Source organism: Kitasatospora sp. NBC_00039 (genome assembly GCF_045160625.1).
Taxonomy (GTDB): Bacteria; Actinomycetota; Actinomycetes; order Streptomycetales; family Streptomycetaceae; genus Kitasatospora.
Window position 1 is genome coordinate 5,138,787 of sequence record NZ_CP108289.1, and the last position, 26,014, is coordinate 5,164,800.

At 73.9% G+C, this 26,014-nt stretch carries 25 protein-coding genes; 19 read left to right on the forward strand and 6 right to left on the reverse strand.

Annotated elements, in window-relative coordinates; all coding sequences use genetic code 11:
• Positions 1–197 precede the first annotated feature (197 nt).
• The 4 genes from OG286_RS22825 to OG286_RS22840 all read left to right on the forward strand — a co-directional run bounded on the left by OG286_RS22825 (position 198) and on the right by OG286_RS22840 (position 4,427).
• A complete protein-coding gene (locus OG286_RS22825; RefSeq protein ID WP_396322069.1) occupies positions 198–1,025 on the forward strand; it encodes a sugar phosphate isomerase/epimerase family protein in 828 nt (275 codons plus the stop codon).
• Between the two features lie 28 nt (positions 1,026–1,053).
• Complete coding sequence (locus tag OG286_RS22830) at positions 1,054–1,824, forward strand: class I SAM-dependent methyltransferase (protein ID WP_396321870.1); 771 nt, start codon at positions 1,054–1,056, stop codon at positions 1,822–1,824.
• 116 nt (positions 1,825–1,940) lie between these two features.
• Positions 1,941–3,785, forward strand: coding sequence for a dihydroxy-acid dehydratase (gene ilvD / locus OG286_RS22835; protein WP_396321869.1), 1,845 nt, complete (start codon positions 1,941–1,943; stop codon positions 3,783–3,785).
• Positions 3,786–3,899: 114 nt separating this feature from the next.
• Positions 3,900–4,427: an EamA/RhaT family transporter gene (locus tag OG286_RS22840; RefSeq protein ID WP_396321868.1), complete on the forward strand. Its 528-nt coding sequence runs from the start codon at positions 3,900–3,902 to the stop codon at positions 4,425–4,427.
• Between the two features lie 6 nt (positions 4,428–4,433).
• Here the strand turns inward: OG286_RS22840 and OG286_RS22845 are convergent, their stop codons facing one another.
• Both OG286_RS22845 and OG286_RS22850 read right to left on the reverse strand, forming a co-directional pair.
• Positions 4,434–5,786: a hypothetical protein gene (locus OG286_RS22845; RefSeq protein WP_396321867.1), complete on the reverse strand. Its 1,353-nt coding sequence runs from the start codon at positions 5,784–5,786 to the stop codon at positions 4,434–4,436.
• A 111-nt stretch (positions 5,787–5,897) separates the two neighbouring features.
• Positions 5,898–6,347, reverse strand: coding sequence for a hypothetical protein (locus OG286_RS22850; RefSeq protein WP_396321866.1), 450 nt, complete (start codon positions 6,345–6,347; stop codon positions 5,898–5,900).
• Between the two features lie 286 nt (positions 6,348–6,633).
• Between OG286_RS22850 and proC the strand changes: the two genes are divergently transcribed.
• From proC to OG286_RS22865, 3 genes are all read left to right on the forward strand, one after another.
• Positions 6,634–7,461 carry a pyrroline-5-carboxylate reductase gene (gene proC, locus OG286_RS22855; RefSeq protein WP_396321865.1) on the forward strand — a complete coding sequence of 276 codons (828 nt, stop codon included), beginning with the start codon at positions 6,634–6,636 and terminating at the stop codon, positions 7,459–7,461.
• A gap of 32 nt (positions 7,462–7,493) precedes the next feature.
• Positions 7,494–8,144 (forward strand): HAD family hydrolase, encoded by a 651-nt coding sequence (locus tag OG286_RS22860; RefSeq protein WP_396321864.1) that lies wholly within the window; start codon positions 7,494–7,496, stop codon positions 8,142–8,144.
• Between the two features lie 106 nt (positions 8,145–8,250).
• Positions 8,251–9,450 carry an MFS transporter gene (locus OG286_RS22865; protein WP_396321863.1) on the forward strand — a complete coding sequence of 400 codons (1,200 nt, stop codon included), beginning with the start codon at positions 8,251–8,253 and terminating at the stop codon, positions 9,448–9,450.
• A gap of 58 nt (positions 9,451–9,508) precedes the next feature.
• On the opposite strand, the gene OG286_RS22870 is transcribed toward OG286_RS22865, so the two are convergent.
• On the reverse strand, positions 9,509–9,679 hold the full coding sequence (locus OG286_RS22870) for a hypothetical protein (RefSeq protein ID WP_396321862.1): 171 nt from the start codon (positions 9,677–9,679) through the stop codon (positions 9,509–9,511).
• A 246-nt stretch (positions 9,680–9,925) separates the two neighbouring features.
• Here OG286_RS22870 and OG286_RS22875 point away from each other — a divergent pair, with 246 nt between their 5' ends.
• The 5 genes from OG286_RS22875 to OG286_RS22895 all read left to right on the forward strand — a co-directional run bounded on the left by OG286_RS22875 (position 9,926) and on the right by OG286_RS22895 (position 14,134).
• Positions 9,926–11,122 (forward strand): acetoin utilization protein AcuC, encoded by a 1,197-nt coding sequence (locus OG286_RS22875; protein WP_396321861.1) that lies wholly within the window; start codon positions 9,926–9,928, stop codon positions 11,120–11,122.
• 262 nt (positions 11,123–11,384) lie between these two features.
• Entirely contained in the window at positions 11,385–11,594 is a 210-nt protein-coding gene (locus OG286_RS22880) for a helix-turn-helix domain-containing protein (RefSeq protein ID WP_148644250.1), read from the forward strand.
• Between the two features lie 188 nt (positions 11,595–11,782).
• Entirely contained in the window at positions 11,783–11,881 is a 99-nt protein-coding gene (locus OG286_RS22885; protein WP_003948845.1) for a 30S ribosomal protein bS22, read from the forward strand.
• 146 nt (positions 11,882–12,027) lie between these two features.
• Positions 12,028–13,116 carry an NAD-dependent epimerase/dehydratase family protein gene (locus tag OG286_RS22890; protein ID WP_396321860.1) on the forward strand — a complete coding sequence of 363 codons (1,089 nt, stop codon included), beginning with the start codon at positions 12,028–12,030 and terminating at the stop codon, positions 13,114–13,116.
• Between the two features lie 7 nt (positions 13,117–13,123).
• Positions 13,124–14,134 carry a lysophospholipid acyltransferase family protein gene (locus OG286_RS22895; protein ID WP_405360239.1) on the forward strand — a complete coding sequence of 337 codons (1,011 nt, stop codon included), beginning with the start codon at positions 13,124–13,126 and terminating at the stop codon, positions 14,132–14,134.
• A gap of 86 nt (positions 14,135–14,220) precedes the next feature.
• Here the strand turns inward: OG286_RS22895 and OG286_RS22900 are convergent, their stop codons facing one another.
• From OG286_RS22900 to OG286_RS22910, 3 genes are all read right to left on the reverse strand, one after another.
• Positions 14,221–15,534: a DUF5667 domain-containing protein gene (locus OG286_RS22900; RefSeq protein ID WP_405360237.1), complete on the reverse strand. Its 1,314-nt coding sequence runs from the start codon at positions 15,532–15,534 to the stop codon at positions 14,221–14,223.
• Between the two features lie 340 nt (positions 15,535–15,874).
• The gene (locus OG286_RS22905) at positions 15,875–16,660 is read right to left on the reverse strand and encodes an ECF subfamily RNA polymerase sigma factor, BldN family (protein WP_396322068.1); all 786 of its coding nucleotides are present in this window, start codon (positions 16,658–16,660) and stop codon (positions 15,875–15,877) included.
• A 651-nt stretch (positions 16,661–17,311) separates the two neighbouring features.
• Complete coding sequence (locus OG286_RS22910) at positions 17,312–18,301, reverse strand: HAD family hydrolase (RefSeq protein WP_405360235.1); 990 nt, start codon at positions 18,299–18,301, stop codon at positions 17,312–17,314.
• Between the two features lie 119 nt (positions 18,302–18,420).
• On the opposite strand from OG286_RS22910, the gene OG286_RS22915 reads away from it, so the two are divergent.
• The 7 genes from OG286_RS22915 to hemB all read left to right on the forward strand — a co-directional run bounded on the left by OG286_RS22915 (position 18,421) and on the right by hemB (position 25,835).
• Entirely contained in the window at positions 18,421–18,705 is a 285-nt protein-coding gene (locus tag OG286_RS22915) for a glutaredoxin family protein (protein WP_396321856.1), read from the forward strand.
• Between the two features lie 224 nt (positions 18,706–18,929).
• Complete coding sequence (locus OG286_RS22920; RefSeq protein WP_396321855.1) at positions 18,930–19,691, forward strand: exonuclease domain-containing protein; 762 nt, start codon at positions 18,930–18,932, stop codon at positions 19,689–19,691.
• Positions 19,692–19,792: 101 nt separating this feature from the next.
• Positions 19,793–20,695: a redox-sensing transcriptional repressor Rex gene (locus OG286_RS22925; protein WP_405360232.1), complete on the forward strand. Its 903-nt coding sequence runs from the start codon at positions 19,793–19,795 to the stop codon at positions 20,693–20,695.
• A 31-nt stretch (positions 20,696–20,726) separates the two neighbouring features.
• Entirely contained in the window at positions 20,727–22,064 is a 1,338-nt protein-coding gene (locus OG286_RS22930) for a glutamyl-tRNA reductase (protein WP_396321853.1), read from the forward strand.
• A 41-nt stretch (positions 22,065–22,105) separates the two neighbouring features.
• Entirely contained in the window at positions 22,106–23,116 is a 1,011-nt protein-coding gene (gene hemC / locus OG286_RS22935) for a hydroxymethylbilane synthase (protein ID WP_405360229.1), read from the forward strand.
• Positions 23,113–24,780, forward strand: coding sequence for a uroporphyrinogen-III synthase (locus OG286_RS22940; RefSeq protein WP_396321851.1), 1,668 nt, complete (start codon positions 23,113–23,115; stop codon positions 24,778–24,780). The genes hemC and OG286_RS22940 overlap by 4 nt, the downstream gene beginning before the upstream one ends.
• A 68-nt stretch (positions 24,781–24,848) precedes the next feature.
• On the forward strand, positions 24,849–25,835 hold the full coding sequence (hemB, locus tag OG286_RS22945; RefSeq protein ID WP_396321850.1) for a porphobilinogen synthase: 987 nt from the start codon (positions 24,849–24,851) through the stop codon (positions 25,833–25,835).
• The last annotated feature ends 179 nt before the right edge of the window (positions 25,836–26,014 follow it).

Sequence of the window (26,014 nt, forward strand, 5' to 3'; positions counted from 1 at the left end):
GGCCGGCGAAAAAGCAGGCGAGGAAGCAGGCGAGGAAGGCCCCCGCGGCCAAGGCCCCCACCGCCCAGGCACCCCGCGAGACGCGGACCGCACGCGCCGCCGGCGCCGCCAAGGCCGCCGTGCAGTCGGTGAAGTCCGTCAAGGCCGCCCGGCAGGCCGCCGGCCGGACCGCCCCGCTGCTGCGCACCACCGACCGTCTGGTGCTGCCCCCGCACCCGGCCCTGCACATCCCCGACACCAAGGTCGCCCTCTCCACCGCCTCCGTCTACCCGGCCGGCACCGCCATCGCCTTCGAACTGGCCGCCAAGCTGGGCTACGACGGGGTCGAGGTGATGGTCTGGAACGACCCCGTCAGCCAGGACATCGAGGCGCTGCGCAGACTCTCCGACGTCCACCGGATGCCGATCCTGGCAGTGCACGCGCCCTGCCTGCTGATCACCCAGCGGGTCTGGACCACCGACCCGTGGACCAAGCTGGTCCGGGCCCGGGCCGCGGCCGAGAAGCTCGGCGCGAGCGCCGTCGTCGTCCACCCGCCGTTCCGCTGGCAGCGCCAGTACGCCCGCGAGTTCGTCGAGGGCATCAACCGGATGGCGGGTGAGACCGACGTCCGCTTCGCCGTCGAGAACATGTACCCGTGGCGCTACCGCGACCGCGAGATGCTCGCCTACGCCCCCGGCTGGGACGTCACCGAGGAGGAGTACCGGCACTTCACCATCGACCTCTCGCACGCCGCCACCTCCCGGATCGACGCCCTCGCCATGGTCGAGCGGATGGGCGGCCGGCTGGCCCACATCCACCTGGCCGACGGCAGCGGCTCCGGCAAGGACGAGCACCTGATCCCCGGCCGCGGCAAGCAGCCCTGTGCCGAGCTGCTGGAGCACCTGGCCCGCACCGGCTTCGACGGCCACGTGGTGCTGGAGGTCAACACCCGGCGCTCGGCCTCCCCCGCCGAACGCGAGGCCGACCTCGCCGAGGCGCTCGCCTTCACCAGGCTCCACCTGGCCACCCCGGCCCGGGTACGATGACCACGAACTGCCGTACGGAGGGGGAGAGATGACGGAATCGACGGATTTCCGGGAGCTGGCCAAGTCCTTCGGCGGGGTGGCCGCCGAGTACGACCGGGCGCGGCCCTCCTACCCGGACGAGCTGTTCGACGAGCTGGAGCGCCTGGCCGGCCGTCCGCTGAAGGGCGCCCGGGTGCTGGACGTCGGCGCGGGCACCGGTATCGCCACCCGGCTGCTGGCCGGCCGCGGCGCCGACGTCGTCGGTGTCGAGCCCAACGACGGCATGGGCGCCCAGTTCCTGGCCTCCTCGCCGGCCCTGCCGCTGGTCAAGGGCAGTGGCGACGAGCTGCCCTTCCACGACCACTCGGCCGACTTCGTCACCTACGCCCAGGCCTTCCACTGGACCCACCCGGAGCGTTCCGTCCCCGAGGCGATCCGCGTGCTGCGGCCTGGTGGCGCCCTGGCCACCTGGTGGAACGTGAAGGACAGCAGCGTCGGCTGGGTGCGCGCCATGGGCGAGCGGCTCGCCGTCGCCCTGCAGGAGCGGTACCACGGCTACGGCGCGGTCAACGAGATCGCCGGCCACCTCGCCCCGTACGACCTGCGGATCGACAGCGCCGTGCTGCGCTGGGAGCGCCGGGTCACGGTGGACCACGTGCTCACCGACCTCACCTCCCGCTCCTACCTCGCCTCCCTCACCCCCGAGCAGCGCGCCCCGCTGCTCGCCGTCGAGCGCGAGGCCCTGCTGGCGGAGTTCCCGGACGGCTGGGTGATCGAGCCGTACGTGCTGGACCTGACCGTGGCGCGCACGCGCGGCTGACCGCATCGCGGACGTGGCGTCCACCGCCCGGACGGCGGGCGTAGTCTCGGAAGACACAGCGGCCGCCGCACCCTCCCTACCGGCGGCGCCGCCGGCCTCCGAAGGAGTGGAGCACAGTGCCCGAGCTGAAGTCCCGTACGGTCACCCACGGTCGCAACATGGCAGGCGCCCGGGCGCTTCTCCGGGCCGCCGGCGTAGCCCGCGAGGACTTCGGCAAGCCGATCATCGCGGTCGCCAACTCCTTCACCGAGTTCGTCCCCGGCCACACCCACCTGCAGCCGGTCGGCCGGATCGTCTCCGAGGCGATCAAGCAGGCGGGCGGCATCCCGCGCGAGTTCAACACCATCGCGGTGGACGACGGCATCGCGATGGGCCACGGCGGCATGCTCTACTCGCTGCCCTCGCGCGACCTGATCGCCGACTCCGTGGAGTACATGGTCAACGCGCACTGCGCCGACGCCCTGATCTGCATCTCCAACTGCGACAAGATCACCCCCGGCATGCTGATGGCGGCGCTGCGCCTCGACATCCCCACCGTCTTCGTCTCCGGCGGTCCGATGGAGGCCGGCAAGGCCACCCTGGTCGACGGCACCGTGCGCAAGCTCGACCTGGTCGACGCGATCTCCCAGGCGGTGAACGAGAACGTCTCCGACGAGGACATCGCGATCATCGAGGAGAACGCCTGTCCGACCTGCGGGTCCTGCTCGGGCATGTTCACCGCCAACTCGATGAACTGCCTCACCGAGGCGATCGGCCTCTCGCTGCCCGGCAACGGCTCGGTGCTCGCCACCCACACCGCCCGCAGGGCGTTGTACGAGCGGGCCGGCCGGACCGTCGTCGAGATCACCAAGCGCCACTACCACCAGGACGACTACTCCGTCCTGCCGCGCTCGATCGCCACCCGCGCCGCCTTCGAGAACGCCATGGCCCTCGACATCGCCATGGGCGGCTCGACCAACACCATCCTGCACCTGCTCGCCGCCGCCCAGGAGGCCGAGCTGGACTTCGACATGCGGGCCATCGACGCCATCTCCCGCAAGGTGCCCTGCCTCTCCAAGGTCGCGCCCAACGGCTCGTACTACATGGAGGACGTGCACCGGGCCGGCGGCATCCCCGCCATCCTCGGCGAGCTCTACCGCGGCGGACAGCTCAACGAGGACGTGCACACCGTCCACTCCGACTCGCTCGCGGAGTGGCTGAAGACCTGGGACGTCCGCGGCGGCTCGCCGTCCGCCGAGGCCGTCGAGCTCTGGCACGCCGCCCCCGGCTGCGTCCGCTCCGCCGAGGCGTTCTCGCAGTCCGAGCGCTGGGAGTCGCTGGACACCGACGCGGCCAAGGGCTGCATCCGCAGCGTCGAGCACGCCTACTCCGTCGAGGGCGGCCTCGCGGTGCTGTACGGCAACCTCGCCGAGGACGGCTGCATCGTGAAGACCGCCGGCGTGGACGAGTCGATCTGGACCTTCAGCGGCCCGGCCGTCGTGGTCGAGTCCCAGGAGGACGCCGTCGACGCGATCCTCACCAAGCGGGTCAAGGAGGGCGACGTCGTCGTCATCCGTTACGAGGGGCCCAGGGGCGGCCCCGGCATGCAGGAGATGCTCTACCCGACCTCCTTCCTGAAGGGCCGCGGCCTCGGCAAGGCCTGCGCGCTGGTCACCGACGGCCGCTTCTCCGGCGGCACCTCGGGCCTCTCGATCGGCCACGCCTCCCCGGAGGCCGCGTCGGGCGGCACCATCGCCCTGGTCGAGGACGGCGACATCATCGCCATCGACATCCCCGGCCGGAAGATCTCCCTGGAGGTCTCCTTCGAGGAGCTCCACGAGCGCCGGCTGAAGCTGGAGGCCGAGGGCGGCTACCGGCCGAAGAACCGCGACCGCCAGGTCAGCCAGGCCCTGCGCGCCTACGCCGCGATGGCCACCTCGGCCGACAAGGGCGCCGTCCGCGACGTCTCCAAGCTCGGCTGACGCACCGCGCACCCGCCTGACACCCCGCGCACAGCACCGCGCACCACGAGGAGCCGTTCCGCCCCGGCGGACGGCTCCTCCGCGTTCCCGCGGCACCGGGTGATAATCGGCCGTGTGACCGAGCACCCCACCCCCGCCCCCAAGCCCGTCGGCGCCCCCGAGCCGGAGCCGATCCGCTGGTTCGGCACCAGCTGGGTCGGCCGTGGCAGCGACTACTGGACGCGCCGGGTCGTCGTGCCGGTCGGCGCCCTGCTGGCGACCGCTGCCGTGGCCCTCGTCCTGCGCCTCGCCGTCGACGGCGTCCGGCTCTCCGACAACGGGGGCTTCGTCAACGGGCTGCTGCTCGCCGCCCTCGCGATCTGCTCCTGCCTCTCCGGGCTGCGCAACTGGACGCTGCTCACCGAGGGCAGGGACCAGCTGACCGGCTGGATGGCCGAGGAGAAGTCGCTCGGCGCGGTCTGGATCATCGGCGGAGCCGGCGCGCTGTTCGCCTACTTCCTGCGCAGCCTCACCGAGGCCCCTGGCGAGGCGGTCAAGCGGGCCGGGTACGAGCGGGCCACCGCCGCCCACGGGCGCCGCCAGGCCGGCCGTAGCGGCCGGCCCGACGCCAAGGCGCCGGGCCGGGGCAAGCGCAAGCGCTGACGGCGGTCAGCTGCGGCTGACCGTGCCGCAGTCCTCGTGGTCCGTCAGGTCCTTGGAGCGGTCGTACGGGTCGCTGGTCGGCCCGCTCTGATTCGGCTGCGGCCGGGCGAACTGGTTGAACTGCGGGTGGAGGTAGCCGTCGTAGACGTCGCACGCCGAGTTGCCGGACTCCGAGCGGCTCCTGCCGAAGTTGATCTTCTTCGGGTCGTTCCGGTACTTGCCCGGGTCGTAGAACCGGAAGTCCTCGATCTTCCGTACCACGGTGCGGGCGGTCCAGGTGTCCCCGGCGACGTCGGCCGCCGGCACCAGCAGGCCCACCGGCTTGGCCGTCCCGTCGCCCTTGGCCGTCCCGTCGCCCTTGGGGGCAGGAGCCGCCGACTGCGACGGGGGGCCCGTCGTGGGGCGCCGGGAGGCGGCCAGCTGCGCGGCCTCCGGCCCCGGGCGCAGGGCGTAGACGTAGGTGAAGTCTGTGTGCACCACGACGCCCTTCTCGCCGTCGCCCTCGACGCTGATCCGGCCCTGCAGCTTGACGGTGTCGGTCACCGGGACCGTCTCGCGCGGATCGAAGCGGCTGAACGACCCGGTGGGGTCGTTCTCCTTCGACGGGTGGGCCAGTGCGGCCTCGATCTCGTCCCTGGTCTCCCGTTCGAGCATCGCCAGCGCCGCGTCCGGCCGCCCGCCCGCGATCACCTTCGGATCCAGGTTGGCCGCCGCCAGGTACGCCTTCACCAGCTTGACCTGGGCGGCCACCTGCTCGGCGCTGAACACCCCGATCGCGCCGGGGGCCTGCGACAGCTCGAAGGCGTCCAGCGTGGTCGGCCAGCCCTCGGCGGGCGAGCCGGCCCACGGGTGGTCCACGGTCGGCTGCTGCGCGTCGGCGGCCGGCGGTGCGGTGGTCGGCTTCGCCGTCTCCGGGGGCGCGGACGGCGCGGCGGAGGAGCCGCTGTCGCTGCCGTAGTGCTCGGAGTACCAGCTCCGCAGGGCGTTCAGGTTCAGTGCCGCGAGCAGCACGGCGATCGTCAGCACCACGTAGAGCGGCGTGCGCCACTCCAGCCGGCGGCGCGGGCGGGGGCCGCCCCAGGGGTCGACCGGCTTCGGGGCGCGGCCCAACCGCCTCCCCTTCGCCGGGCCGTCGTTCACCGAGCGGCGGCCGCCGGGGTCGACCGGAGGGGTGTGCTTCCACTGGGCGGCGAGCATCCGGGTGCGGCCCGACTGCTCCTTCACGGCAGCGCCCTTGACGAACTCCTCGTCCAGGACGAGGTCGTCGAACGGGTCCTTCCCGCCCGCCCCGGACGGGTCCGCCCCGTCCGGGCTCCGGCCCTCGGACGGGCGCGGTTCTGGATCTTCGGCTATCGGCATCGCGCCAGTATGCCGACGGGGTGTGACGGTTCTTCGATCGGGTCCGCACCTTGTGGTGAACTCGTGTGCGGCGTGCGGGAATAGCCCCTTTTTGTCCGGTCCGGGGCCGCCTCACCCCTTGTCGCGGGCCTGCTTCACCGAGCCGACCACGCCCGCGACCGCCAGCAGCACGCCGGCCGGCAGCAGCGAGAGGAAGAACGCGCCGAACAGGCTCGCGTCGCCGAGGAACGCCTGCGCCAGCGTGTTCAGCACCAGCAGTCCGCCGGCCGCCGGCAGCGCCGACTGCCACGGGTGCTCGGCCGCCCACGCGCGCAGCCGCCGGTCTCCGGTGTCGCGGCGCAGCCGGCCGCCCACCGTGCCGACCAGGAAGAAGAAGAACAGCGCCCAGCCGGCCGGACCGGCCAGCATGCTCAGCGACCAGGCCCCGGAGATCGCGTCGATCCCCAGGGCCGTCGCCCCCACCACCGCACCGACACCCGCGGCCGTCCGCCACGGTCCCACCGTCGCGGCGGCGACGGCGACTTGCCGGTTCTCACGTCGCGACATCTCTCCGTGTGCCATTTCCTCTCCCTGCGTGATCAGCCCTGCGTATGAATCAGTGGCCCGTCCTCGGACGGCGGTCAGGGCTTGGCCGTCATGAGGCTCCGCGGAGCCACGTGAGAAGCCTCTCCGGCTCCCGGAGAGGAGGAGTCACATCTCCACGGTGCGCCTGCACCCGAGCCGGGGGCCATAGGGGAGAACCCCGAGTTCTCCCCTAGAACACTTTCCCTTCCCACGGGTCGGACGGTCCCGCCCGGACAGCGGGCGCAGTGCGAAGATGGCCGCAGTAGCGAGGTGAGGAGCGGCCATGGGAAACAACGCGGCGCACGGGCAGAAGATCGCCTTCCTCGGCACGGGCAAGATCGGGGAGGCCCTGCTCTCCGGTCTGCTGCGGGCCGGGAAGGACCCGGCGGACGTCCTGGTGACCGCCCGCCGGCCGGAGCGGGCCGCCGAGCTGGCCGCCACGTACGGCGTCGCCGTGGTGGGCAACAGCGAGGCCGCCAAGCTCGCGGACACCCTGATCCTCGCGGTGAAGCCGCAGGACATGGGCACCCTGCTGGACGAGCTGGCGCCGCACGTCGGCGCGGACCGGCTGGTGATCTCGGCGGCGGCCGGCATCCCCACCGCCTGGTTCGAGGCCCGGCTGGCGGCCGGCACCCCGGTGGTCCGGGTGATGCCCAACACGCCCGTCCTGGTGGACGAGGGGATGAGCGTGATCTCCGGCGGCTCGCACGCCACCGAGGCGCACCTGGAGCGCGCCGAGGAGATCTTCCGTTCGGTGGGCAAGGCGCTGCGGCTGCCGGAGGCCCAGCAGGACGCGGCCACCGCGCTGTCCGGCTCCGGCCCGGCGTACTTCTACTTCCTGGTCGAGGCGATGACCGACGCGGGCATCCTGCTCGGCCTGCCACGGCACGTGGCGCACGACCTGATCGTGCAGTCGGCGATCGGCGCCTCGGTGATGCTGCGGGACTCCGGCGAGCACCCGGTGAAGCTGCGTGAGGCGGTCACCTCGCCGGCCGGCACCACCATCGCGGCCATCCGCGAGCTGGAGAACCACGGGGTGCGGGCCGCCCTGCTCGGCGCCCTGGAGGCGGCCCGGGACCGCTCCCGGGAGCTGGCCTCCGGCGGAAAGTAGGGCGGCCGGAGCCGCCCAGTAGGCTCGACGGCATGGCCTACGACCTGGTGATCTTCGACAACGACGGTGTCCTGGTGGACAGCGAGCCGCTCTCCAACCGGCTGCTCGCCGAGTACCTGACCGAGCTCGGGTACCCGACCACGACCGAGGACTCCTACCGGGACTTCATGGGCACCGCCGCCCACCGGATCCACGACGTGATCGCCGAGCGGTACGACGGCGCGAAGCTGCCCGACGGCTTCGACGACCTGTTCCACGCCCGGGTGTTCGCCACGTTCGACGCCGAGCTCACCGCCGTCCGGGGCGCGGAGCCGCTGCTGAAGGAGCTTCAGCAGCGGTCCGTGCCCTACTGCCTGGCCTCCTCGGCGAGCCACGCGTGGATCCGCACCGCCCTCGACGTCACCGGCCTGCGCGGGTACCACGCCGAGGAGCGGATCTTCAGCGCCCAGGACGTCGGCGTCGGCAAGCCCGCGCCCGACCTCTTCCTGCACGCCGCCCGTACGCTCGGCGTCGACCCGGCCCGCTGCCTGGTGCTGGAGGACAGTCCCAACGGCGTGCTGGCCGCCCGCGCCGCCGGGATGGACGTGTACGGCTACACCGCGCTCACCGACCCGGCCAAGCTCACCGCCGCCGGTGCCACCGGGCTGATCGCGGCCCTGGCCGAGGTGCCGGCGCTGCTCTGAGCCCGCAGGACCGGACCCCGGAACTCCCGCGCGACCCCTCCCGCAATCGCCCGCCACCGCCTACGCTCTCGCCAACATCGTCGTACCGGCCAGTAGCGAGGTCCGTGTGAGCACCGCGATACCCCCTCGGCTGCGGCAGGCCAGAGCCGCGCTCGCCGCGAGCTTCCTGCTCCAGGGCGTCACGTTCGCTCTGCTGGTCACCTGCATCCCCGAGCTCCAGCACCGGTACGGGCTCAGCGACGCGCTGCTGCCGGTCTTCCTGGCCGCCGTGCCGGTCCTGGCCGGGGTGGGCTCGATCCTCTCCGAGCAACTGGTGAAGCGGACCGGCGCGCGGGCCGTGCTGCGGGTGGTCCAGCCCGCCGTCTGCCTCACCCTGGCCGGTGCCGGGCTCGGCGGGACGCTCTGGCAACTCGCCATCGCGCTGGGCGCGTTCGGGCTGCTGGTCGGCGCGCTGGACGCCAGTATGAACATGCTCGGGGTGGGCCTCCAGCGCCGCTACGGCCGCTCGGTCATGATCGGCTTCCATGCCGCGTTCAGTCTCGGCGGCATCGTCGGCGCGGCCCTCGCGGGCCTCGGCTCGCACTACGACCTCGGCCTGCCCGTCCTGTTCGGGACGGCCGCCTCCGTGATCGCCCCGCTCGCCGTGGCGGCCGGCACCCTCCCCCGGCCTTCGGCCGCCGGGCCCGCCGAACTCGGCGACGCCGTCCGGGAGGCCGCCGAGGCCGCGGCCCGGTCCATTCCGTGGCGGCCGCTGCTGCCGCTCTGCCTGGCGATGGCCTTCGCCTACATCGCCGACGCCTCGGTCTCCAACTACAGCGTCAAGTACCTCACCGACGGCCTGGGCAGCCCCGAGGACGTCGCCAAGCTCTCCTACCTCGGCTACATGGTGGCGATGCTGCTCGGCCGTGCGGTCGGCGACCGCGCGGTGCAGCGCTGGGGCGCCGTCCCGGTGGTCCGCGGCGGTGCCGCACTGGCCGCGCTGGGCTTCGCGGCGGCGGCCGCCGCGCCCGGTGCGGCGGCCGGGATCGCAGGGTTTACCGTGCTCGGCTTCGGGATCTGCGCGATCATCCCGCAGGTCTTCGCGGCCGGCGGGCGGCTCTTCCCGGCCGACTCGGACGCCGCCGTGGCCCGGCTCAACCTCTTCAACTACGTGGGCTTCCTGATCGGTTCGCCCCTGGTCGGGGCGATCGCCGGCGCCGGCTCGTACCGCTGGGCGCTGCTCGCCCCGATGCTGCTGGTGCTGGCCGTCCTGCCGCTGGCCGGCCGGTTCGCCCCGGTCCCGGTGCTCGCCCCGGCGACGGCCTGAGGCCTGAGGCCTGAGGCCTGAGGCCCGCGGCCCGAGGTCCGGGTGCTGGGCTCAGGGCTCAGGGCTCGCGGATCTCGTCCAGTGACTCCTGCATCAGCGCCTTGGCGCGGGTGAACCAGTCCGCGAGGACGGCGATCTCGGCCGTGGTGTAGTCGGCGAACAGCGCGCCGAGGCGCTGGTGGAACGGGCCGTAGACCTCCAGGATGCGCGCCTGTGGGGGCCAGGCCACGGGCCCGCGCCCGCCCGGCCGTCGGCACTGGCGCACCCGCGACACGGCCGCCCGGCACGGCCACCCCGACTGTCCCGGCTGCCGCCTGGCGGGCCGGACGGGCACCGCGGCCGTCACCGCGAGCGGTACCGGGGCCGCCCCGCACCGCGGCCGGCCGGCCGGGACGCCCGCGGGTAGCCGCGCCCGCGGGCCGGGGCCACGCCCCTGGCGGCTGTCGCACCGCCGCGACGCACTACCGTGGAGGCCATGCCCGAAGCCGAGCGTGACACCCCCTGCGGCCTGCATCTCTTCTGGGACGAGGCGGTCACCGCCTACGACTTCGGTCCCGGCCACCCGATGGACCCGGAGCGGCTGGCGCTCACCATGCGCCTCGTGGAGTCGCTCGGGCTGGACACCGGGCCGGGTGTGACCGTCCGCTCGGCGCCGCCGGCCGGCGACTCCACCCTCCACCTGGTGCACACCCGCGAATACGTCGAGGCGGTCAAGCACGCCGCCGCCCACCCGGAGGAGCGGGACCAGCGGCACGGGCTCGGCACCGACGACAACTGGGCCTTCCCCGCCGTGCACTCCGCCTCCGCGCTGATCGCCGGCCAGTCGGTGGCCGCCGCCGAGGCGGTCTGGCGCGGCGAGGCCTCGCACGCCGTCAACTTCGCCGGGGGCCTGCACCACGCCATGCCCGGCAAGGCGTCCGGCTTCTGCATCTACAACGACCCCGCGCTCGCCATCGCCCGGCTGCTCGAACTCGGCGCCGAGCGGGTCGCCTACGTCGACGTGGACGTCCACCACGGCGACGGCGTCCAGCAGGTGTTCTGGGACGACCCCCGGGTCCTCACCGTCTCGCTGCACGAACACCCCGCCACGCTCTTCCCGCAGACCGGCTGGGCCACCGAGACCGGGGGCCCCGACGCCCCCGGCACCGCCGCCAACCTGCCGCTGCCCGCCGGCACGGGTGACTCCGGCTGGCTGCGCGCCTTCCACGCCCTGGTGCCCGAGCTGCTGGCCGCCTTCCGCCCGCAGGTCCTGGTCACCCAGCACGGCGCGGACACCCACCTGGAGGATCCGCTCGCCCACCTCGCCGTCACCGTCGACGCCCAGCGGCTGATCGCCGAGGAACTGCACACCCTGGCCCACCGGCACGCCGAGGGCCGCTGGATCGCCCTCGGCGGGGGCGGGTACGCCGTCGTGGACGTCGTCCCGCGGACCTGGACCCACCTCGTCGCCACCGCGGCCGGCCGGCCCGTCGACCCTGCCGCCGAGACCCCGGAGGCCTGGCGCGCGGAGGTGTACCGGCGCACCCGCCGCCCGGCCCCGCTGCGGATGACCGACGGCGCCCGCCCGGCCTGGCGGGACTTCGACGCGGGATACGATCCGGCCGACCGGCTCGACCAGGCGATCCTGGCCGCCCGCCGCGCCGTCCTGCCCCACCACGGCCTGCTGCCCTGACCGGGGGCACTGACCAGGGCCCTGGCCGGGGCCTGAACCACGGCCCCCGGTTGTGAAGGGTGTGGGCGGTGCGCACGGACGGTACGGCAGACCGCCGAGCGACTACGTACTGCAACGGTCCTATCTCTCACCGTACGAGGACTGCGCTTCTCCCTCTTCCCACTGGTACCACCCATAACTACTCTGGGGATACACGTGTGCCGGTGGAGTCACCGGAGGGGAAGCCGGTGCCTTGCACACGGGTAAGGGTCGGGTGATGGTCATGAGTTCCGGCGAACGCCCCCTGCAGGAAGTTGTCTTCCTGACTGTGGCCGAGGTGGCCGCGGTCATGCGGGTGTCGAAGATGACGGTGTACCGGTTGGTGCACAGCGGAGAGCTGCCGGCCATCCGGGTCGGGCGGTCCTTCCGGGTGCCCCAGCAAGCGGTGCACGAGTACCTCAAGGAGTCGTACGTGCGGCTCGAGAGCGCGTAGGACAGGCGGCGGGTCGGGGCTCACAGCCGGTGGGCCCCGCACTCGTTTGCCGCAGATTTCCCCCGAGTTTCCCGGTCACCGGGAGCACGATTACTGCCCTGGGCCCACGGACGGTAGGCTAGGCCCTCCGTCAGTCGTATGGACTCCGTCTCTCACGGACGGGAGTCTCAGTGAGCGAGGGTTGTTCCGTGGGCTCTGTCATCAAGAAGCGTCGCAAGCGTATGGCCAAGAAGAAGCACCGCAAGCTTCTGAAGCGGACCCGCGTGCAGCGCCGCAACAAGAAGTAAGCGCCCGCCGCGCCCTGCGCGCCCGGCGCTTCCACCGCCCGTCCAGACCCCTGTGGTCTGGGCGGGCGGTGTCGTTTCACGGCCCGCCGCGGTGTCGCGGTACGGTGCACGCAGGCCGCGGAGGCCGAGGAACGAGGTGCAGCACCGTGGGCAAGGTCGTGCTCGTCACCGGCGTGGCCCGCCAGCTGGGGGCCCGCTTCGCCGCCGAGCTCCGCCGCCGGCCCGGCGTCGACCTGGTGGTCGGCGTGGACGTGCTGCCGCCCCGGCAGGCCGTCGAGGAGCCGGACGGGCCCGCCGCGCCGTACCGGTTCCACCAGCTCGACCTGCGCCGCCCGGCGGTGGCCCGGGTGATCGCCGAGCACGGCGTCGACACCGTCGTCCACCTGGCCGTGAGCGCCACCGGCCTGGGCTCCACCAACCGCTCGTCGGTCAAGGAGTCCAACGTCATCGGCACCATGCAACTGCTCGGTGCCTGCCAGAAGGCGCCCGGGGTGCGGCGGCTGGTCGTGAAGTCGACCACCGGCGTCTACGGCTCGGCGCCGCGCGACCCGGCGGTGTTCACCGAGCGGACCCAGCCCAAGAACCTGCCCGGCGGCGGCTTCGCCAAGGACGCGGTGGAGGTCGAGGGCTACGTCCGCGGCTTCGCCCGGCGCCGCCCGGATGTCGCGGTGACGGTGCTGCGGTTCGCCAACATCGTCGGCCCCGGCGCCGACACCCCGCTCAGCGAGTACTTCGCGCTGCCGGTGCTGCCCACCGTCCTCGGCTACGACCCGCGGCTGCAGTTCGTCCACGAGGACGACGTGCTCGCGGTCCTCTCCCGGGCGGCCGACGAGCCCGAGCCGGGCACCGTCAACGCCGGCACCTTCAACGTGGCGGGGGAGGGCGTGCTGCTGCTCTCCCAGTGCGCCCGCCGGCTCGGCCGGCCGATGCTGCCGCTGCTGCTGCCCGCGATCAGCTGGATGGCCGGGCTGGCCCGGCAGACCAGGATGGTCGACTTCTCGCCCGAGCAGCTGCGGCTGCTCACCCACGGCCGGGTGGTGGACACCACCCGGCTGCGCGAGACCTTCGGCTACCGGCCCCGGTACACCACCCCGGAGGCGTTCGCCGACTTCGCCGCCGCGCAGTCCGCCGGCCTGCTGCCGCCCGAGCGGCTCGCCGCCGTCACCGATGGGCTGGCCGCGCTGCTCGGGCGCGAGCACGGCCCGGCCACCCGCCCCGACCGACCCAGGAGCTGAACCCGCGATGAGTGCCGCAGCCGAGAATGCGCCGGGCCGGGCCAAGGTCATCCCGATCGAGTCCGCGCCCAGCTGGAGCGAGCCCGACCGGCCCGCCGGCCTGGCCGACCAGCTCGCCGACGCCGTCGGCGGGGCGCTGGCCGGGCGGCTCGGCCCGGCCGCCACCCGGCTGTTCGGCAAGGGCTGGGAGAGCCGGGCCGCCGAAGGCCTCGCCTTCCTGCGCCGCCGGGTCACCGGGGACTACGAGGTGGACGAGTTCGGCTTCGACCGCGAGCTGACCGAGGAGGTGCTGCTCTCGCTGCTGCGTCCGCTCGCCGAGAAGTACTTCCGGATCGAGGTGCGCGGGATCGAGAACATCCCGGCCGAGGGCGGCGCGCTGATCGTCGCCAACCACTCCGGGACGATCCCGCTGGACGCCCTGATGACCCAGGTCGCCATCCACGACCACCACCCCGGCGGGCGGTTCCTGCGGATGCTCGCCGCCGACCTGGTGTTCGTCCTGCCCGGCATCAACGAGCTGGCCCGCAAGGCCGGCCACACGCTGGCCTGCAACGAGGACGCCCAGGCGCTGCTGGAACGCGGCGAGCTGGTCGGGGTCTGGCCGGAGGGCTTCAAGGGCATCGGCAAGCCGTTCTCCGACCGGTACAAGCTGCAGCGGTTCGGGCGGGGCGGGTTCGTCGCCTCGGCCCTGCGGGCACAGGTGCCGATCGTCCCCTGCTCGATCGTCGGGGCGGAGGAGACCTATCCGATGATCGGCAACTTCAAGACGCTGGCCCGGCTCCTGGGCCTGCCGTACGTGCCGATCACGCCGACCTTCCCGTGGCTCGGGCCGCTGGGCGCGGTGCCGCTGCCGACCAAGTGGACGATCCAGTTCGGCGAGCCGATCGCCACCGACCGGCACCCGGTGGAGGCGGCGGACGACCCGATGCTGGTCTTCGACCTGGCCGACGAGGTGCGGGAGACCATCCAGCACACCCTCTACGAGCTGCTGGTGCAGCGGCGTTCGGTGTTCTTCTGAGCCTGCCGGCGTCCTGCCGGATTCCTTTCCGGAACGGCTGAGGGGCCCGGCGGCAGCGCCGGGCCCCTCAGCCGTGTTCGACCGCGTCAGCCGCCGAGGACCCGCAGCCCGGGCAGCAGCCCGGGGATCAGCGCGGGCACCTCGACGCCCTGAGGCGGTGCGTCGCCGGTGGCGGCGCTGGGCGTCCCGGACGGCTGTGGGGCCGCCTGGTCGGGCGTCGGGTCGGGGCTCGGCGAGGGCTTGGTGCCGGTGAGCCCGTTGGTGAGGTTGTCGACCAGCCCGTTCACCGCGCCCGCGGCGTTGCTGGGCACGCTGCTCGGGGCGCCGACGCCGCCGTTGCCCGGCGTGCCCGCCCCGGTGGACGGTGCCCGCTCGGTGGTGCCGGCCTTGCCGCCGTTGGCGCTGCCCGCGCCGCCGCTCTGGGCCGGCCCGGCGCCCGGTGCGGCGTTGCCGCCGACGGCCGGGGTGCCGGCCGGGGAGCTGCCGTTGGGCCCGGAGCCCGTGTCGCCGCCCGTCCCGTTGCCGGCCTTGTCGCCGCCCTTGGCGGGCGGCGCAGCCAGTCGCAGGGGCGCGACGTCCTCGCTTATGTCGTCGAAGAGCTGGTCGACCAGGTGCGCCTGGGGGATCAGCTGGACCGGCAGCCTGCTCTGCAGGTCGCTCCAGCGGTCGTCCTCGTCCTGGGCGAAGCCGGCCAGGGTGCGCATCGGGTCGAGCGAGCCGTTGCTCCGGTAGACCGAGCGCAGCAGGTCGCGGCCCTTGAGGGCGTCGGCGTGCATGTCGTCGAGCGCCTTGCGGACCCGATCGACGGTGCCCGGGCTGAGCGCGCCGGCGCCGGCGCCGTCCGTCCGGCCGACCAGGCTCTGGGCCTCGTCGAGCCGGGTGGCGGCGTTGTCGAGCAGCAGCCCGCCGCGCTCGCTGTCGGAGTTCGCGAGGTCCAGCCGGAGCCCTTCGAGGCCGCGCTTCATGCCGTAGAGCGTGTCCCCGGGCAGCGCGCTGGAGCTGGCGACGGCCGCGCCGGCGAAGCTGCCGACGGCGAGCCCGGCGACCAGGCCGCCGATCGCGAACCGGCGGCTCCAACGGCCGCGCGGCGCCATCCGGGCCGCCCGGTGCCTGCGCTGGCGGGGGGCGGTCGCGCCCGGTCCGCCGGCGAAGGCCTGCTCGAACGCGGCCATCAGTTGGGCGCGTTGGACGGTTCGGACCTCCGCGTCCAGCTCCGGTCCGGGCAGCGCGCCGAGCGCACCCGCCATGCCGACCAGTTCGGCCATGGTGGCCGAACCGGCCCCGGTGGAAGCGGTGTTGGCCGATCCGCCAGCGGCGGCGCCGCGCTGCTCTGCCTGGTGGGCCTCCAGCGCCTCGGCGAAGGCCTTCACCCGCCGGTGCTCCAGCACGTTTGCCGTCACGGGCCACACCTCCCTTCGTCGTTGTCGACACCCCGGCCTGCCGGACGGTTGCCTCGGCGGGCCAAAGCCACTCCATCGGGTGAGAGGTCGCAATTCGACTTGACCGTACGCCTGGTGGAGGCTTGCACGCTGGCCAACGAGCGGTGCGGGCGGTCGGTTACGCACGGCTGATCATCGGACCGACCGTTCACCCGGACGTGTCGGGCCTGCACCGACGGTGACGGCACCCCTGGCGCCCTCTCCGTCGTCCGCCCGGCCTGCTGCCCGGCTATCTCACCGGGGCGGTCCCCGGCGCCGTCTCCGGCGGTGTTCCCGCCACGGCCCCCCGGTCCGGCTCCGCTCACCGCGCGTCGGGCGGCAGCAGACGGGCCAGCGTCCGCACCGCGCGGTACTGGAGGGTCTTGATGGCGCCCTCGTTCTTGCCCATGATCCTGGCCGTCTCGGCCACCGAGAGCCCCTGCAGGAAGCGGAGCGTGACGCACTCCTGCTGCTGCGGGTTGAGCCGGCGCACCGCGTCCAGCAGGGCGGCGTTGGAGAGCGACTCCAGCACCGACTCCTCCGGGCTGCGCTCGCACTCGTTGGAGTCGAGCATCTCGCCGGTGGTGACCTCCAGCCGGAACCGGCTGGACTTGAAGTGGTCGGCCACCAGGTTGCGGGCGATGGTCACCAGCCAGGCGCCGAAGTCCCGGCCCTGCCAGGTGAAGGTGCCGATCCGGCGCAGCGCGCGCAGGAACGTCTCGCTGGTGAGGTCCTCGGCGGTGGCCCGGCTGCCCACCCGGTAGTAGATGTAGCGGTAGACGGTGTCCGCGTAGTGGTCGTAGAGGCGGCCGAAGGCCTCGCTCTCGCCGGCCTGGGCCTTCTCGACCAGCTCCATGATCGGGTTGTGCTCGGTCTCGTAGCCGGGGCTCGGGGCCGTTCTGGCCCGGCTGCGGCCGCTGGTGCCGGTGGCCCCGGTCCGGCCGCGCGAGCCGGTCCCGGTGGAGGAGCCGGCGGCGGTGGTGCGCAGGGCCTGGCCGGCGGGTTGGGGCGGGCCGTAGCCGAACGCGGCGCCGACGGGGACCAGTTGGGGCGAGGCGGCGAGCTGGCTGCGGAGCAGGGTGCGCAACAGCTCCAGGCCGGTGGAGATCTGCCGGGCGGAGGCCGGGCGGCCGCGGAGGCTGGTACGGGAGCGCAGGGGCGCGGGCGACGGGCGGGAGGGTGCAGGCGCGTCGTTCCGGACGGGTGGGTACACGGGACTCCCAGAGGCAGAACTGTGGACGGATCACCTCCGCCTGCGCGGAGAGCACGCCCGCGCCGCCCGGTCGGGAGGGGCGCGTGGGTGACGTGCATCCAGGAGAGAATAACGCTTTGTGCAATGACAGCTACACCGTGTGGCCGAAGTGGTCGTTTGGGATCCGCATTGCATGCATATTCGGCTGACACTGACCGAAGATGTCATCGTTCATCCGGCTCAACGTGATCGAACAGGCGCACAGGGTGACCAATTCGGCGGTCTGCCGAGCGGTTTCCCAGTCATTGGCCTCGGCAACCCCCGACTTTCCCCGTCTGACGAACGATCAGAACCGGTCACTGGCTGACAGGTTCGTTCGCTCGGCTCGGACGGCCCTGCGCCACGCGGGAGTTCGCCCGTACGAGCGGCCTGGTCAGCATGCGGATTGACGGGCGTTCACCCGCCCAGGGGAAGCCGTCGTCCCGGCGCGCCACGGCACGGCGGAGGCGTCGTCCGGACGCGGTCCGGGCGGGTCCGGGCGGGTCCGGGTGTGGTCCCGGGCGCGGATCAGGCGCGCCGGCGGCGGTGCAGGGCGACCCCCGCGGCCGCCCCGCCCGCGACGACGCCCAGTGCGGCCGCCGCCGGGAGGCCCACCCGGGCCGCCTTGCGCCCGGTCCGGAAGTCCCGCACCCGCCAGCCCTGAGCCCGGGCGTGCCGGCGCAGCGCGCCGTCCGGGTTCACCACGTACGGGTGGCCGACCAGCGAGAGCATCGGGATGTCGTTGGCCGAGTCGCTGTACGCGGCGCAGCGGTCCAGGGCGAGCCGTTCGCGGCGGGCCAGCGCCCGGACGGCGGCCGCCTTGGCGGGCCCGTGCAGCAGCTCGCCGACCAGCCGGCCGGTGTAGAGACCGCCCTCGGCCTCGGCGACGGTGCCGAGCGCACCGGTCATGCCGAGCCGGCGGGCGATGACCCGGGCCACCTCCAGCGGGGCGGCGGTGACCAGCCAGACCCGCTGGCCCGCGTCCAGGTGCATCTGGACCAGGGCGCGCGTGCCGGGCCAGATCTTGTCGGCGACGACCTGCTCGAAGACCTCCTCGCAGAGGGCTTCGAGGTCGGCGGTCCGCTTGCCGGCGACCAGGCCGAGCGCGGTGTGCTGGGCGTCGGCCATGTGGTCCGGGTCCTCGGCGCCGTGCAGCCGGAACCAGGTCTGCTGCCAGGCGAACCGGGCGATGTCACGGCGGGTGAGGAAGCCCCGGCGGTAGAGGCCGACGCCGAGGTAGAAGATCGCGGCGCCGCGCAGGATGGTGTTGTCGCAGTCGAAGAAGGCGGCGGCGCGCGGGTCGTCCCGCTCGGGGGTGTGGTTCCCGGCGGGTGCCTTGGGGGCCTTCGCCGACCGGTCGGCCGCCGGGGCCTGCTCCTCCGGTGCGTCCGGGGCGACGGCGACGGCCGGCTCGGCCTGCAGGGCTGCCTCCGCCGCCTCGGCCGCGGCCTCGCCGGCCAGGGCGGTCCGCGCGGTGGTGGAACGCCTTGACTGGGTGAGCCTTCGGAGCACGGCCATGGCACCGAGCATAGCCAGCCGGGCCGGGAGAGGCCGTGACGACGGCGTGCCCGCGCGGTGAACACCGGGCGGCCCGCCCGTGGCTCCGGGCCGGCGTGGGGCGGGCGCACAATGGCCGGGTGAGCCCACTGCTGCGACGTGACAAGAACCCGAGCCCGAACCCGGCCGAGCGGACCGTGACCCTGGTCGGCAAGCCCGGCTGCCACCTGTGCGACGACGCCCGGGAGGTGATCGTCCGGGTGGCCGGCGAGCTGGGTGCGTCCTTCGAGGAGAGGGACATCACACAGGACGAGGAGCTGTACCGGAAGTACTGGGAGCAGATCCCGGTCACCCTGATCGACGGCCGCCAGCACGACTTCTGGCGGGTCGACGAGCGCCGCCTGCGTGCCGCCCTGGGGGCCTGAGGGTCGGGCGGTACGCGCCCGGGCCCGGTCCGGGCGGCCCGCGCCCCTGCCGCCGCCCCGCCGTCCGGCGGGGGCGGTTCGCCGAATCGTTGTGAAGAAAACCGGGATCGGTCTGGGGAGCCCCCCGCTGGTCGGCTTACGATCGAACTCGTTTGCGCCCATGGGGGGCTGAGCACGCGAGGAGTGCCGCCATGCTTCCCGGCCCGACCCCTGGGACTTCTGTCGTGCCCGCCGGGGCCGGCGGGTTCGCGGTGGTGGACGTGGAGGCGACCGGCCGCAGCCCGTGGCGGCACCGGGTGGTCGAGGTCGCCGTGGTGCTGCTGGACGGGGCGCTGCGCCCCGAGGCCGAGTTCTGCACCCTGCTGGACCCGCTGGGCCCGGTCGGCCCGACCCATGTGCACCGGATAGCCCAGGCCGACGTCGAGGGCGCCCCCCGGTTCCGCGAGATCGCGCCGCGCCTGCTGGAGCTGCTGGCCGGCCGGGTGCTGGTCGGCCATCACGTGACCTGCGACCACGCCTTCCTGGACCGCGAGTTCGCCCGGATCGGCGTGCCGCTCCCGCCGGTCCCCCTGCTCTGCACGATGCGGCTGGCCCGCGCGCACCTGCCGCAGGCCCGCGGCTTCGGCCTGGCGGCCTGCGCGGAGGCGGCCGGCCTGGGCCGGTTCCCGGCGCACACCGCACTGGGCGACGCCCGGGCCACCGCCGAGCTGCTGCGGCACTGCGTGGGGGCGCCGTCCTGTCCGCCGGACGACTGGGCGGTGCCGTTGCGCGAGGCGGCCCGGGTGCCGTGGCCGCGGCTGGGCCGGGCGCGTTCCCGGCCGTCCGGTGAGCCCGTTCCGCTGCGCCATCGCGACCTGCCGCCCGAGGCGTCGCCGGCGGGCCCGCCCGAGCCGCTTCGGGAGCCCCCATACCCCGTCCGGACGCCGGGCGCACAGCCCCCGGCGGCGGCCCGAAAAGGGACCGGTGCTATGGGGTCCTCGGCGTGATGCGCATCACTGTGTGGGGACAAATCGGACACCATCTTTGTGCACACGTTCACAAACGCATAGCCTGGCTGCCAAAGCCCAGCTTCACCCACAGGAGCACCGTGGCAATCGGCCGATCACCACAGAGCAGTTCGCAGACGCCCGACCAGGGCGCCGCGCGCCGACCCTCGCGTGCCCGGGGAATCCCGGAGGCGACCGTCGCCCGTCTTCCCCTGTACCTGCGGGCCCTCACCGCGCTCTCCGAGCGCTCGGTGCCGACCGTCTCCTCCGAGGAGCTGGCCGCCGCCGCGGGCGTGAACTCCGCGAAGCTGCGCAAGGACTTCTCCTACCTCGGCTCGTACGGCACCCGCGGTGTCGGCTACGACGTCGAGTACCTCGTCTACCAGATCTCCCGCGAGCTGGGCCTGACCCAGGACTGGCCGGTCGTCATCGTCGGCATCGGGAACCTCGGCCACGCGCTCGCCAACTACGGCGGCTTCGCCTCCCGCGGATTCCGGGTGGCGGCCCTGCTGGACGCCGACCCGGCCGTGGTCGGCAGCAGCGCGGCCGGCCTGCCGGTGCGCCACATGGACGAACTGGAGTCCATCGTGGAGAGCCAGCACGTCTCGATCGGCGTCATCACCACCCCGCCCGGCGCCGCCCAGCAGGTCTGCGACCGCCTGGTCGAGGCCGGCGTCACCAGCATCCTCAACTTCGCCCCGACCGTGCTGACCGTCCCGGACGGCGTGGACGTGCGCAAGGTGGACCTCTCCATCGAGCTGCAGATCCTGGCCTTCCACGAGCAGCGCAAGGCCGGCGAGGAGCCCGACCGCACCGAGTCGGTGCTGGACCGCGCCCCCGGCCCGGTCCGCGCGGCCGCCGCCAAGCTGCGCCGTGCCGCCGGCGGCTCCGGCAAGACCCGTACGACCGCCGAGCCGGCGGCCAAGGACGCCGAGGCGGCGCCGAAGGCCGACAAGCCCGGCAAGGGCGGCGAGGGCGAGCTCTCCGCGGTGATGCCGGCATGAGCACCGAGATCTGTGGCACCAGGGGGCGGGCATGAGTCTTCTCGTCGTAGGGCTGAGTCATCGCACCGCCCCGGTCGGCGTGCTGGAGCGCGCTGCCCTGACCGGTGACGTCCCGACCAGGCTGCTGCACGACGCGGCGGCCACCGCGACCGTCGCCGAGGCCGCGCTGCTGAACACCTGCAACCGGATCGAGCTGTACGCGGACGTGGACAAGTTCCACGCCGGCGTCGCCGAGCTGTCGCTGCTGCTGGCCCACCACAGCGGGGTGGACCTGGAGGAGCTGACCTCCCACCTCTACGTCCACTACGAGGACCGCGCCGTCCACCACCTCTTCTCGGTGGCCTGCGGCCTGGACTCGATGGTGGTCGGCGAGGGCCAGATCCTCGGGCAGCTGCGCGACGCGCTGGCCAAGGCGCAGGACGAGCACACCGCCGGGCGCGGCCTGAACGAGCTGTTCCAGCAGGCCCTGCGGGTCGGCAAGCGGGCGCACAGCGAGACCGGCATCGACAAGGCCGGCCAGTCGCTGGTGACCTTCGGCCTGGAGCAGGTCGCGGCCGGCGCGGGCGAGATCGCCGGCAAGCGGGCCCTGGTGGTCGGCGCGGGCTCGATGAGCTCGCTGGCCGCCGCCACCCTCGTCCGCTCCGGTGTCACCGACCTGCTGGTCGCCAACCGGACGCCCGAGCGCGCCGAGCGGCTGGTCGAGATCCTCGGCGCCGGTGCGGCCAGGACGGTCGAGCTGGCCAAGGTGCCCGAGGCGCTGGCCGACGTCGACCTGGTGATCTCCTGCACCGGCGCGGCCGGCGTGGTGATCAGGGCCGAGGACGTCGCCGCGGCGGTCGCCGCCCGCGGTGCCGCCACCCCGCTCGCCTTCCTCGACCTCGCCATGCCGCGCGACGTCGACCACGCCGTGCACGAGCTGCCCGGCGCGCTCCTGGTCGACCTGGAGAGCCTCTCGCACGCCCACGCCGCCACCCCCGGCGCCGGGGACGTGGACGCCGTCTCCGGCATCGTCGCCGACGAGGTGGCCGCCTTCGGCGCCGCCCAGCGGGCCGCCCGGATCGCCCCGACCGTGGTGGCGCTGCGGGCGATGGCCTCCGACGTGGTGGCCGCCGAGCTGGGCCGCCTGGACTCCCGGCTGCCCGGTCTGGACGAGCGCTCCCGCGCCGAGATCACCCAGACCGTCCGCCGGGTCGTCGACAAGCTGCTGCACGCGCCGACCGTGCGGGTGAAGCAGCTGGCCGCCGAGCCGGGCGGCGCGTCCTACGCGGACGCGCTGCGCGAGCTGTTCGACCTCGACCCGGCGGCCGTGCACGCGGTCTCGGGCACTCCGATCGGCACCCAGCAGCCTTCGGGCGGGGGCGCCAGATGAACCGTCAGCCATCCCACGAGTACCACCGGGACGATCACCTCATGAATGGTCAACCGCTCACCGACCAGGCCCCGGCCGCCACCGCACCCCTGCGGCTCGGCACCCGGCGCAGCGCGCTCGCCATGGCCCAGTCGGGCATGGTCGCCCGCGAGGTGACCCGGCTCACCGGGCGCCCCGTCGAGCTGGTGGAGATCACCACCTACGGCGACACCTCCCGGGAGGCGCTGGCACAGATCGGCGGCACCGGCGTGTTCGTCTCCGCCCTGCGGGACGCCCTGCTGGAGGGCCGGATCGACTTCGCCGTGCACTCGCTGAAGGACCTGCCCACCGCCGAGCCCGCGGGCCTGGTGCTGGCCGCGGTGCCCGAGCGCGAGGACGTCCGCGACGCCCTGGTGGCGCGCGAGGGCCTGGCCCTGGACGAGCTGGTCGAGAAGCTGGCCGGCGCCGGGCACACCGCCCGGGTCGGCACCGGCTCGCCGCGCCGGATGGGCCAGCTGAACGCGTGGGCCCGCGCCCGCGGCGCCCAGCTGGAGACGGTCGCGATCCGCGGCAACGTGGACACCCGGATCGGCTTCGTCGCCTCCGGCGAGCTCGACGCGGTGGTGCTGGCCACGGCCGGTCTGAACCGGCTCGGCCGCGCCGCCGAGATCACCGAGCACCTCGACCCGGAGCTGATGACCCCGGCCCCCGGCCAGGGCGCACTCGCGATCGAGTGCACCACCGCCGACCCGGATCTGATCACCGCCCTCTCGGCCCTGGACCACCTGCCCACCCGGGTCGCGGTGGCCGCCGAGCGTGCCCTGCTGGCCACCCTGGAGGCCGGCTGCTCCGCGCCGGTCGCTGCGCTGGCCACCTGGGGCCACCTGTACGAACTGCGGTTGGAGGGCGTGGTCGGCACCGTCGACGGCGCCACCCTGCTGAAGATGTCCGCCAACGGTCCGATCGTCCTCGACGAGACCGCCGAGCAGCAGGCGGCGGCCCTCGGCCACGCCCTTGCCGCCCGGCTGCTCGACGCGGGCGCGGCCGCCCTTATGGGGGAGCGAGCCCGATGAGCCCCACCACCGCCACCGACACCCCGTTCCCGGCCGACAGCCCGTTCGCGGGCGGGCCGGCCGCCGCCGGACGGTGCACATTCCTGGGCGCGGGCCCCGGGGACCCGGGCCTGCTGACCCTGCGCGCCGTCGAGGTGCTGGCCTCGGCCGACATCCTGGTCGCCGACCCGCTGACGGCCGCCGCCGTGCGCAGCCACTGTCCGGCCGGTGTGCAGGTGCACGCCCCCGCTGCCGAGGGCGCCGACTTCGACCTGGCCCAGCTGGTCGCCGAGGCGGTCCGCTCCGGCAAGCACGTGGTCCGCACCGTCGACGGTGACCCGGGCCTGGACGGCTGCGCCGCCGAGGAGATGCTCAGCTGCGCGGGCGGCGGGATCCCGTTCGAGGTGATCCCGGGTGTCGCCCAGTCGGTCGGCGTGCCGGCCTACGCGGGCGTCCCGCTGCGCGGCACGGCCGGCACCGACGTCCGGTTCGTGGACGGCGCCGCGCTGCTCGCCGGCAGCCCGGTGGACCTGGGCGCGCCGGAGACCACGCTGGTCGTCCGCACCACCCTGGGCCAGCTGCCGGCCACCGCCAACGCGCTGGTCTCCAACGGCCGCAAGCCGGAGTCGGCGCTCAGCGCGACGCTCTCCGGCACCACCACCCGCCAGCGCACCTTCACCGCCACCCTGGCCACCATCGCGGGGGACCTGAAGGCGGCCCGGGTGCTGCCCTCGCCGGTCTCCGCCCCGGTGGACCCGGCGACCTCGGTGATAGCCGTGGTGGGCGAGCAGGTCGCCCACCGCGCCTCTCACTCGTGGTTCGAGACCAAGCCGCTGTTCGGCTGGAACGTGCTGGTGCCGCGGACCAAGGAGCAGGCCACCGGCCTCTCCGAGCAGCTCCGCTCGTACGGCGCGGTGCCGCAGGAGGTGCCGACCATCGCGGTCGAGCCGCCGCGCACCCCGCAGCAGATGGAGCGGGCGATCAAGGGCCTGGTCACAGGCCGCTACGAGTGGATCGCCTTCACCTCGGTGAACGCGGTGCGCGCCGTCCGCGAGAAGTTCGAGGAGTACGGCCTGGACGCCCGGGCGTTCGCCGGGATCAAGGTCGCGGCGGTCGGCGAGACCACCGCGCAGGCGCTGGTGGACTTCGGCGTGAAGCCCGACCTCGTACCGTCCGGCGAGCAGTCCGCGGCCGGGCTGCTGGAGGACTGGCCGCCGTACGACCCGGTGTTCGACCCGATCGACCGGGTGCTGCTGCCGCGTGCCGACATCGCCACCGAGACCCTGGTGGCCGGTCTGGTCGAGCTGGGCTGGGAGGTCGACGACGTGACGGCGTACCGGACGGTGCGCGCCTCGCCGCCGCCGGCCGAGACCCGCGAGGCGATCAAGGGCGGCGGCTTCGACGCGGTGCTCTTCACCTCGTCCTCGACCGTGCGCAACCTGGTCGGCATCGCCGGCAAGCCGCACAACGTGACGGTCATCGCCTGCATCGGCCCGGCCACCGCGAAGACCGCCGAGGAGCACGGCCTGCGGGTCGACGTGATGGCTCCGGCCCCGTCGGCGGCCGCACTGGCCCAGGCGCTGGCAGACTTCGGGGCCAAGCGCCGCGACGCCGCGACCGCGGCGGGCGAGCCGGTCTACCGGCCCAGCGAGCGCCGTCCGGGCTCGCGCCGCAAGGCCCGCTGAGAATCCTCCTGCCGGGGGCGGCAACCCCGTCGCCCCCGGCGCTGCACAACCGTTCGGAGAGAGAAGCCGTGTCCGCTGAATTCCCGTACGTTCGCCCCCGCCGGCTCCGCACGACCCCGGCGATGCGCCGGCTGGTCGCCGAGACCCGGCTGCACCCGGCGGAGCTGATCCTGCCGCTGTTCGTCCGCGAGGGCGTCAGCGCGCCGGTGCCGGTGACGTCGATGCCGGGCGTGGTCCAGCACACCCGCGACACCCTGCGCAAGGCCGTGGTCGAGGCCGCCGAGGCGGGCCTGGGCGGGGTCATGCTGTTCGGCGTGCCGGAGGTGCAGGACGCGGTCGGCAGCGAGGGCACCAACCCGGACGGCATCCTCCAGCAGGCGATCCGGGACGTGGTCTCCGAGGTCGGCGACTCCCTGGTCGTGATGTCCGACCTCTGCCTGGACGAGTACACCGACCACGGTCACTGCGGCGTGCTGGCCGCCGACGGCAGCGTGGACAACGACGCGACGCTCGAGCGCTACGCCGAGATGGCCCGGGTGCAGGCCGACGCCGGTGTCCACCTGGTCGGCCCGTCCGGGATGATGGACGGCCAGATCGCGGTCATCCGCAGGGCCCTGGACGAGGCCGGGCACCAGGACGTGGGCATCCTCGCCTACACCGCCAAGTACGCCTCGGCGTTCTTCGGCCCGTTCCGGGAGGCGGTCGGCTCCTCGCTGAAGGGCGACCGCAAGAGCTACCAGCAGGACCCGGCCAACGCCCGGGAGGCGCTGCGCGAGCTGGAACAGGACCTCGCCGAGGGTGCCGACCTGGTGATGGTGAAGCCGGCCATGGCGTACCTGGACATCCTGCGGCAGGTGGCCGACGCCTCGCCGGTACCGGTGGCGGCGTACCAGGTCTCCGGCGAGTACGCGATGGTCGAGGCCGCCGCGGCGAACGGCTGGATCGACCGGGAGCGGATGATCATGGAGACGCTGACCTCGATCCGCCGGGCCGGTGCCGAGCAGATCCTGACCTACTGGGCGGTCGAGGCCGCCCGCCTTCTGGCGCGCGACTGAGCGGGACGCCCCTCGGCCTGCCTCCTTCTCCGATCCGGCCCCGGAACACGTCGCAGCCACGGTCGCGTGTCCGGCGGGTTCCGGGCCGGGGCCGGGCGGCGCCCGCCAGGTGGTGATCGTCCTTCGACCGGCCCGCCGTCAGCACGGGCCGGTCGCCGTCGGGCAGGGCGACTCATGCC

Bases quoted from the DNA above. Each gene is read 5' to 3' on its own strand.
- OG286_RS22845 (WP_396321867.1), bottom strand. From the start codon at position 5,786: ATGCCGATAGCCGAAGATCCAGAACCGCGCCCGTCCGAGGGCCGGAGC.
- OG286_RS22880 (WP_148644250.1), top strand. From the start codon at position 11,385: ATGAGTTCCGGCGAACGCCCCCTGCAGGAAGTTGTCTTCCTGACTGTG.
- OG286_RS22860 (WP_396321864.1), top strand. From the start codon at position 7,494: ATGGCCTACGACCTGGTGATCTTCGACAACGACGGTGTCCTGGTGGAC.
- OG286_RS22940 (WP_396321851.1), top strand. From the start codon at position 23,113: ATGAGCCCCACCACCGCCACCGACACCCCGTTCCCGGCCGACAGCCCG.
- OG286_RS22910 (WP_405360235.1), bottom strand. From the start codon at position 18,301: ATGGCCGTGCTCCGAAGGCTCACCCAGTCAAGGCGTTCCACCACCGCG.
- OG286_RS22875 (WP_396321861.1), top strand. From the start codon at position 9,926: ATGCCCGAAGCCGAGCGTGACACCCCCTGCGGCCTGCATCTCTTCTGG.
- OG286_RS22850 (WP_396321866.1), bottom strand. From the start codon at position 6,347: ATGGCACACGGAGAGATGTCGCGACGTGAGAACCGGCAAGTCGCCGTC.
- proC (WP_396321865.1), top strand. From the start codon at position 6,634: ATGGGAAACAACGCGGCGCACGGGCAGAAGATCGCCTTCCTCGGCACG.
- OG286_RS22930 (WP_396321853.1), top strand. From the start codon at position 20,727: ATGAGTCTTCTCGTCGTAGGGCTGAGTCATCGCACCGCCCCGGTCGGC.
- OG286_RS22830 (WP_396321870.1), top strand. From the start codon at position 1,054: ATGACGGAATCGACGGATTTCCGGGAGCTGGCCAAGTCCTTCGGCGGG.
- hemC (WP_405360229.1), top strand. From the start codon at position 22,106: ATGAATGGTCAACCGCTCACCGACCAGGCCCCGGCCGCCACCGCACCC.
- OG286_RS22895 (WP_405360239.1), top strand. From the start codon at position 13,124: ATGAGTGCCGCAGCCGAGAATGCGCCGGGCCGGGCCAAGGTCATCCCG.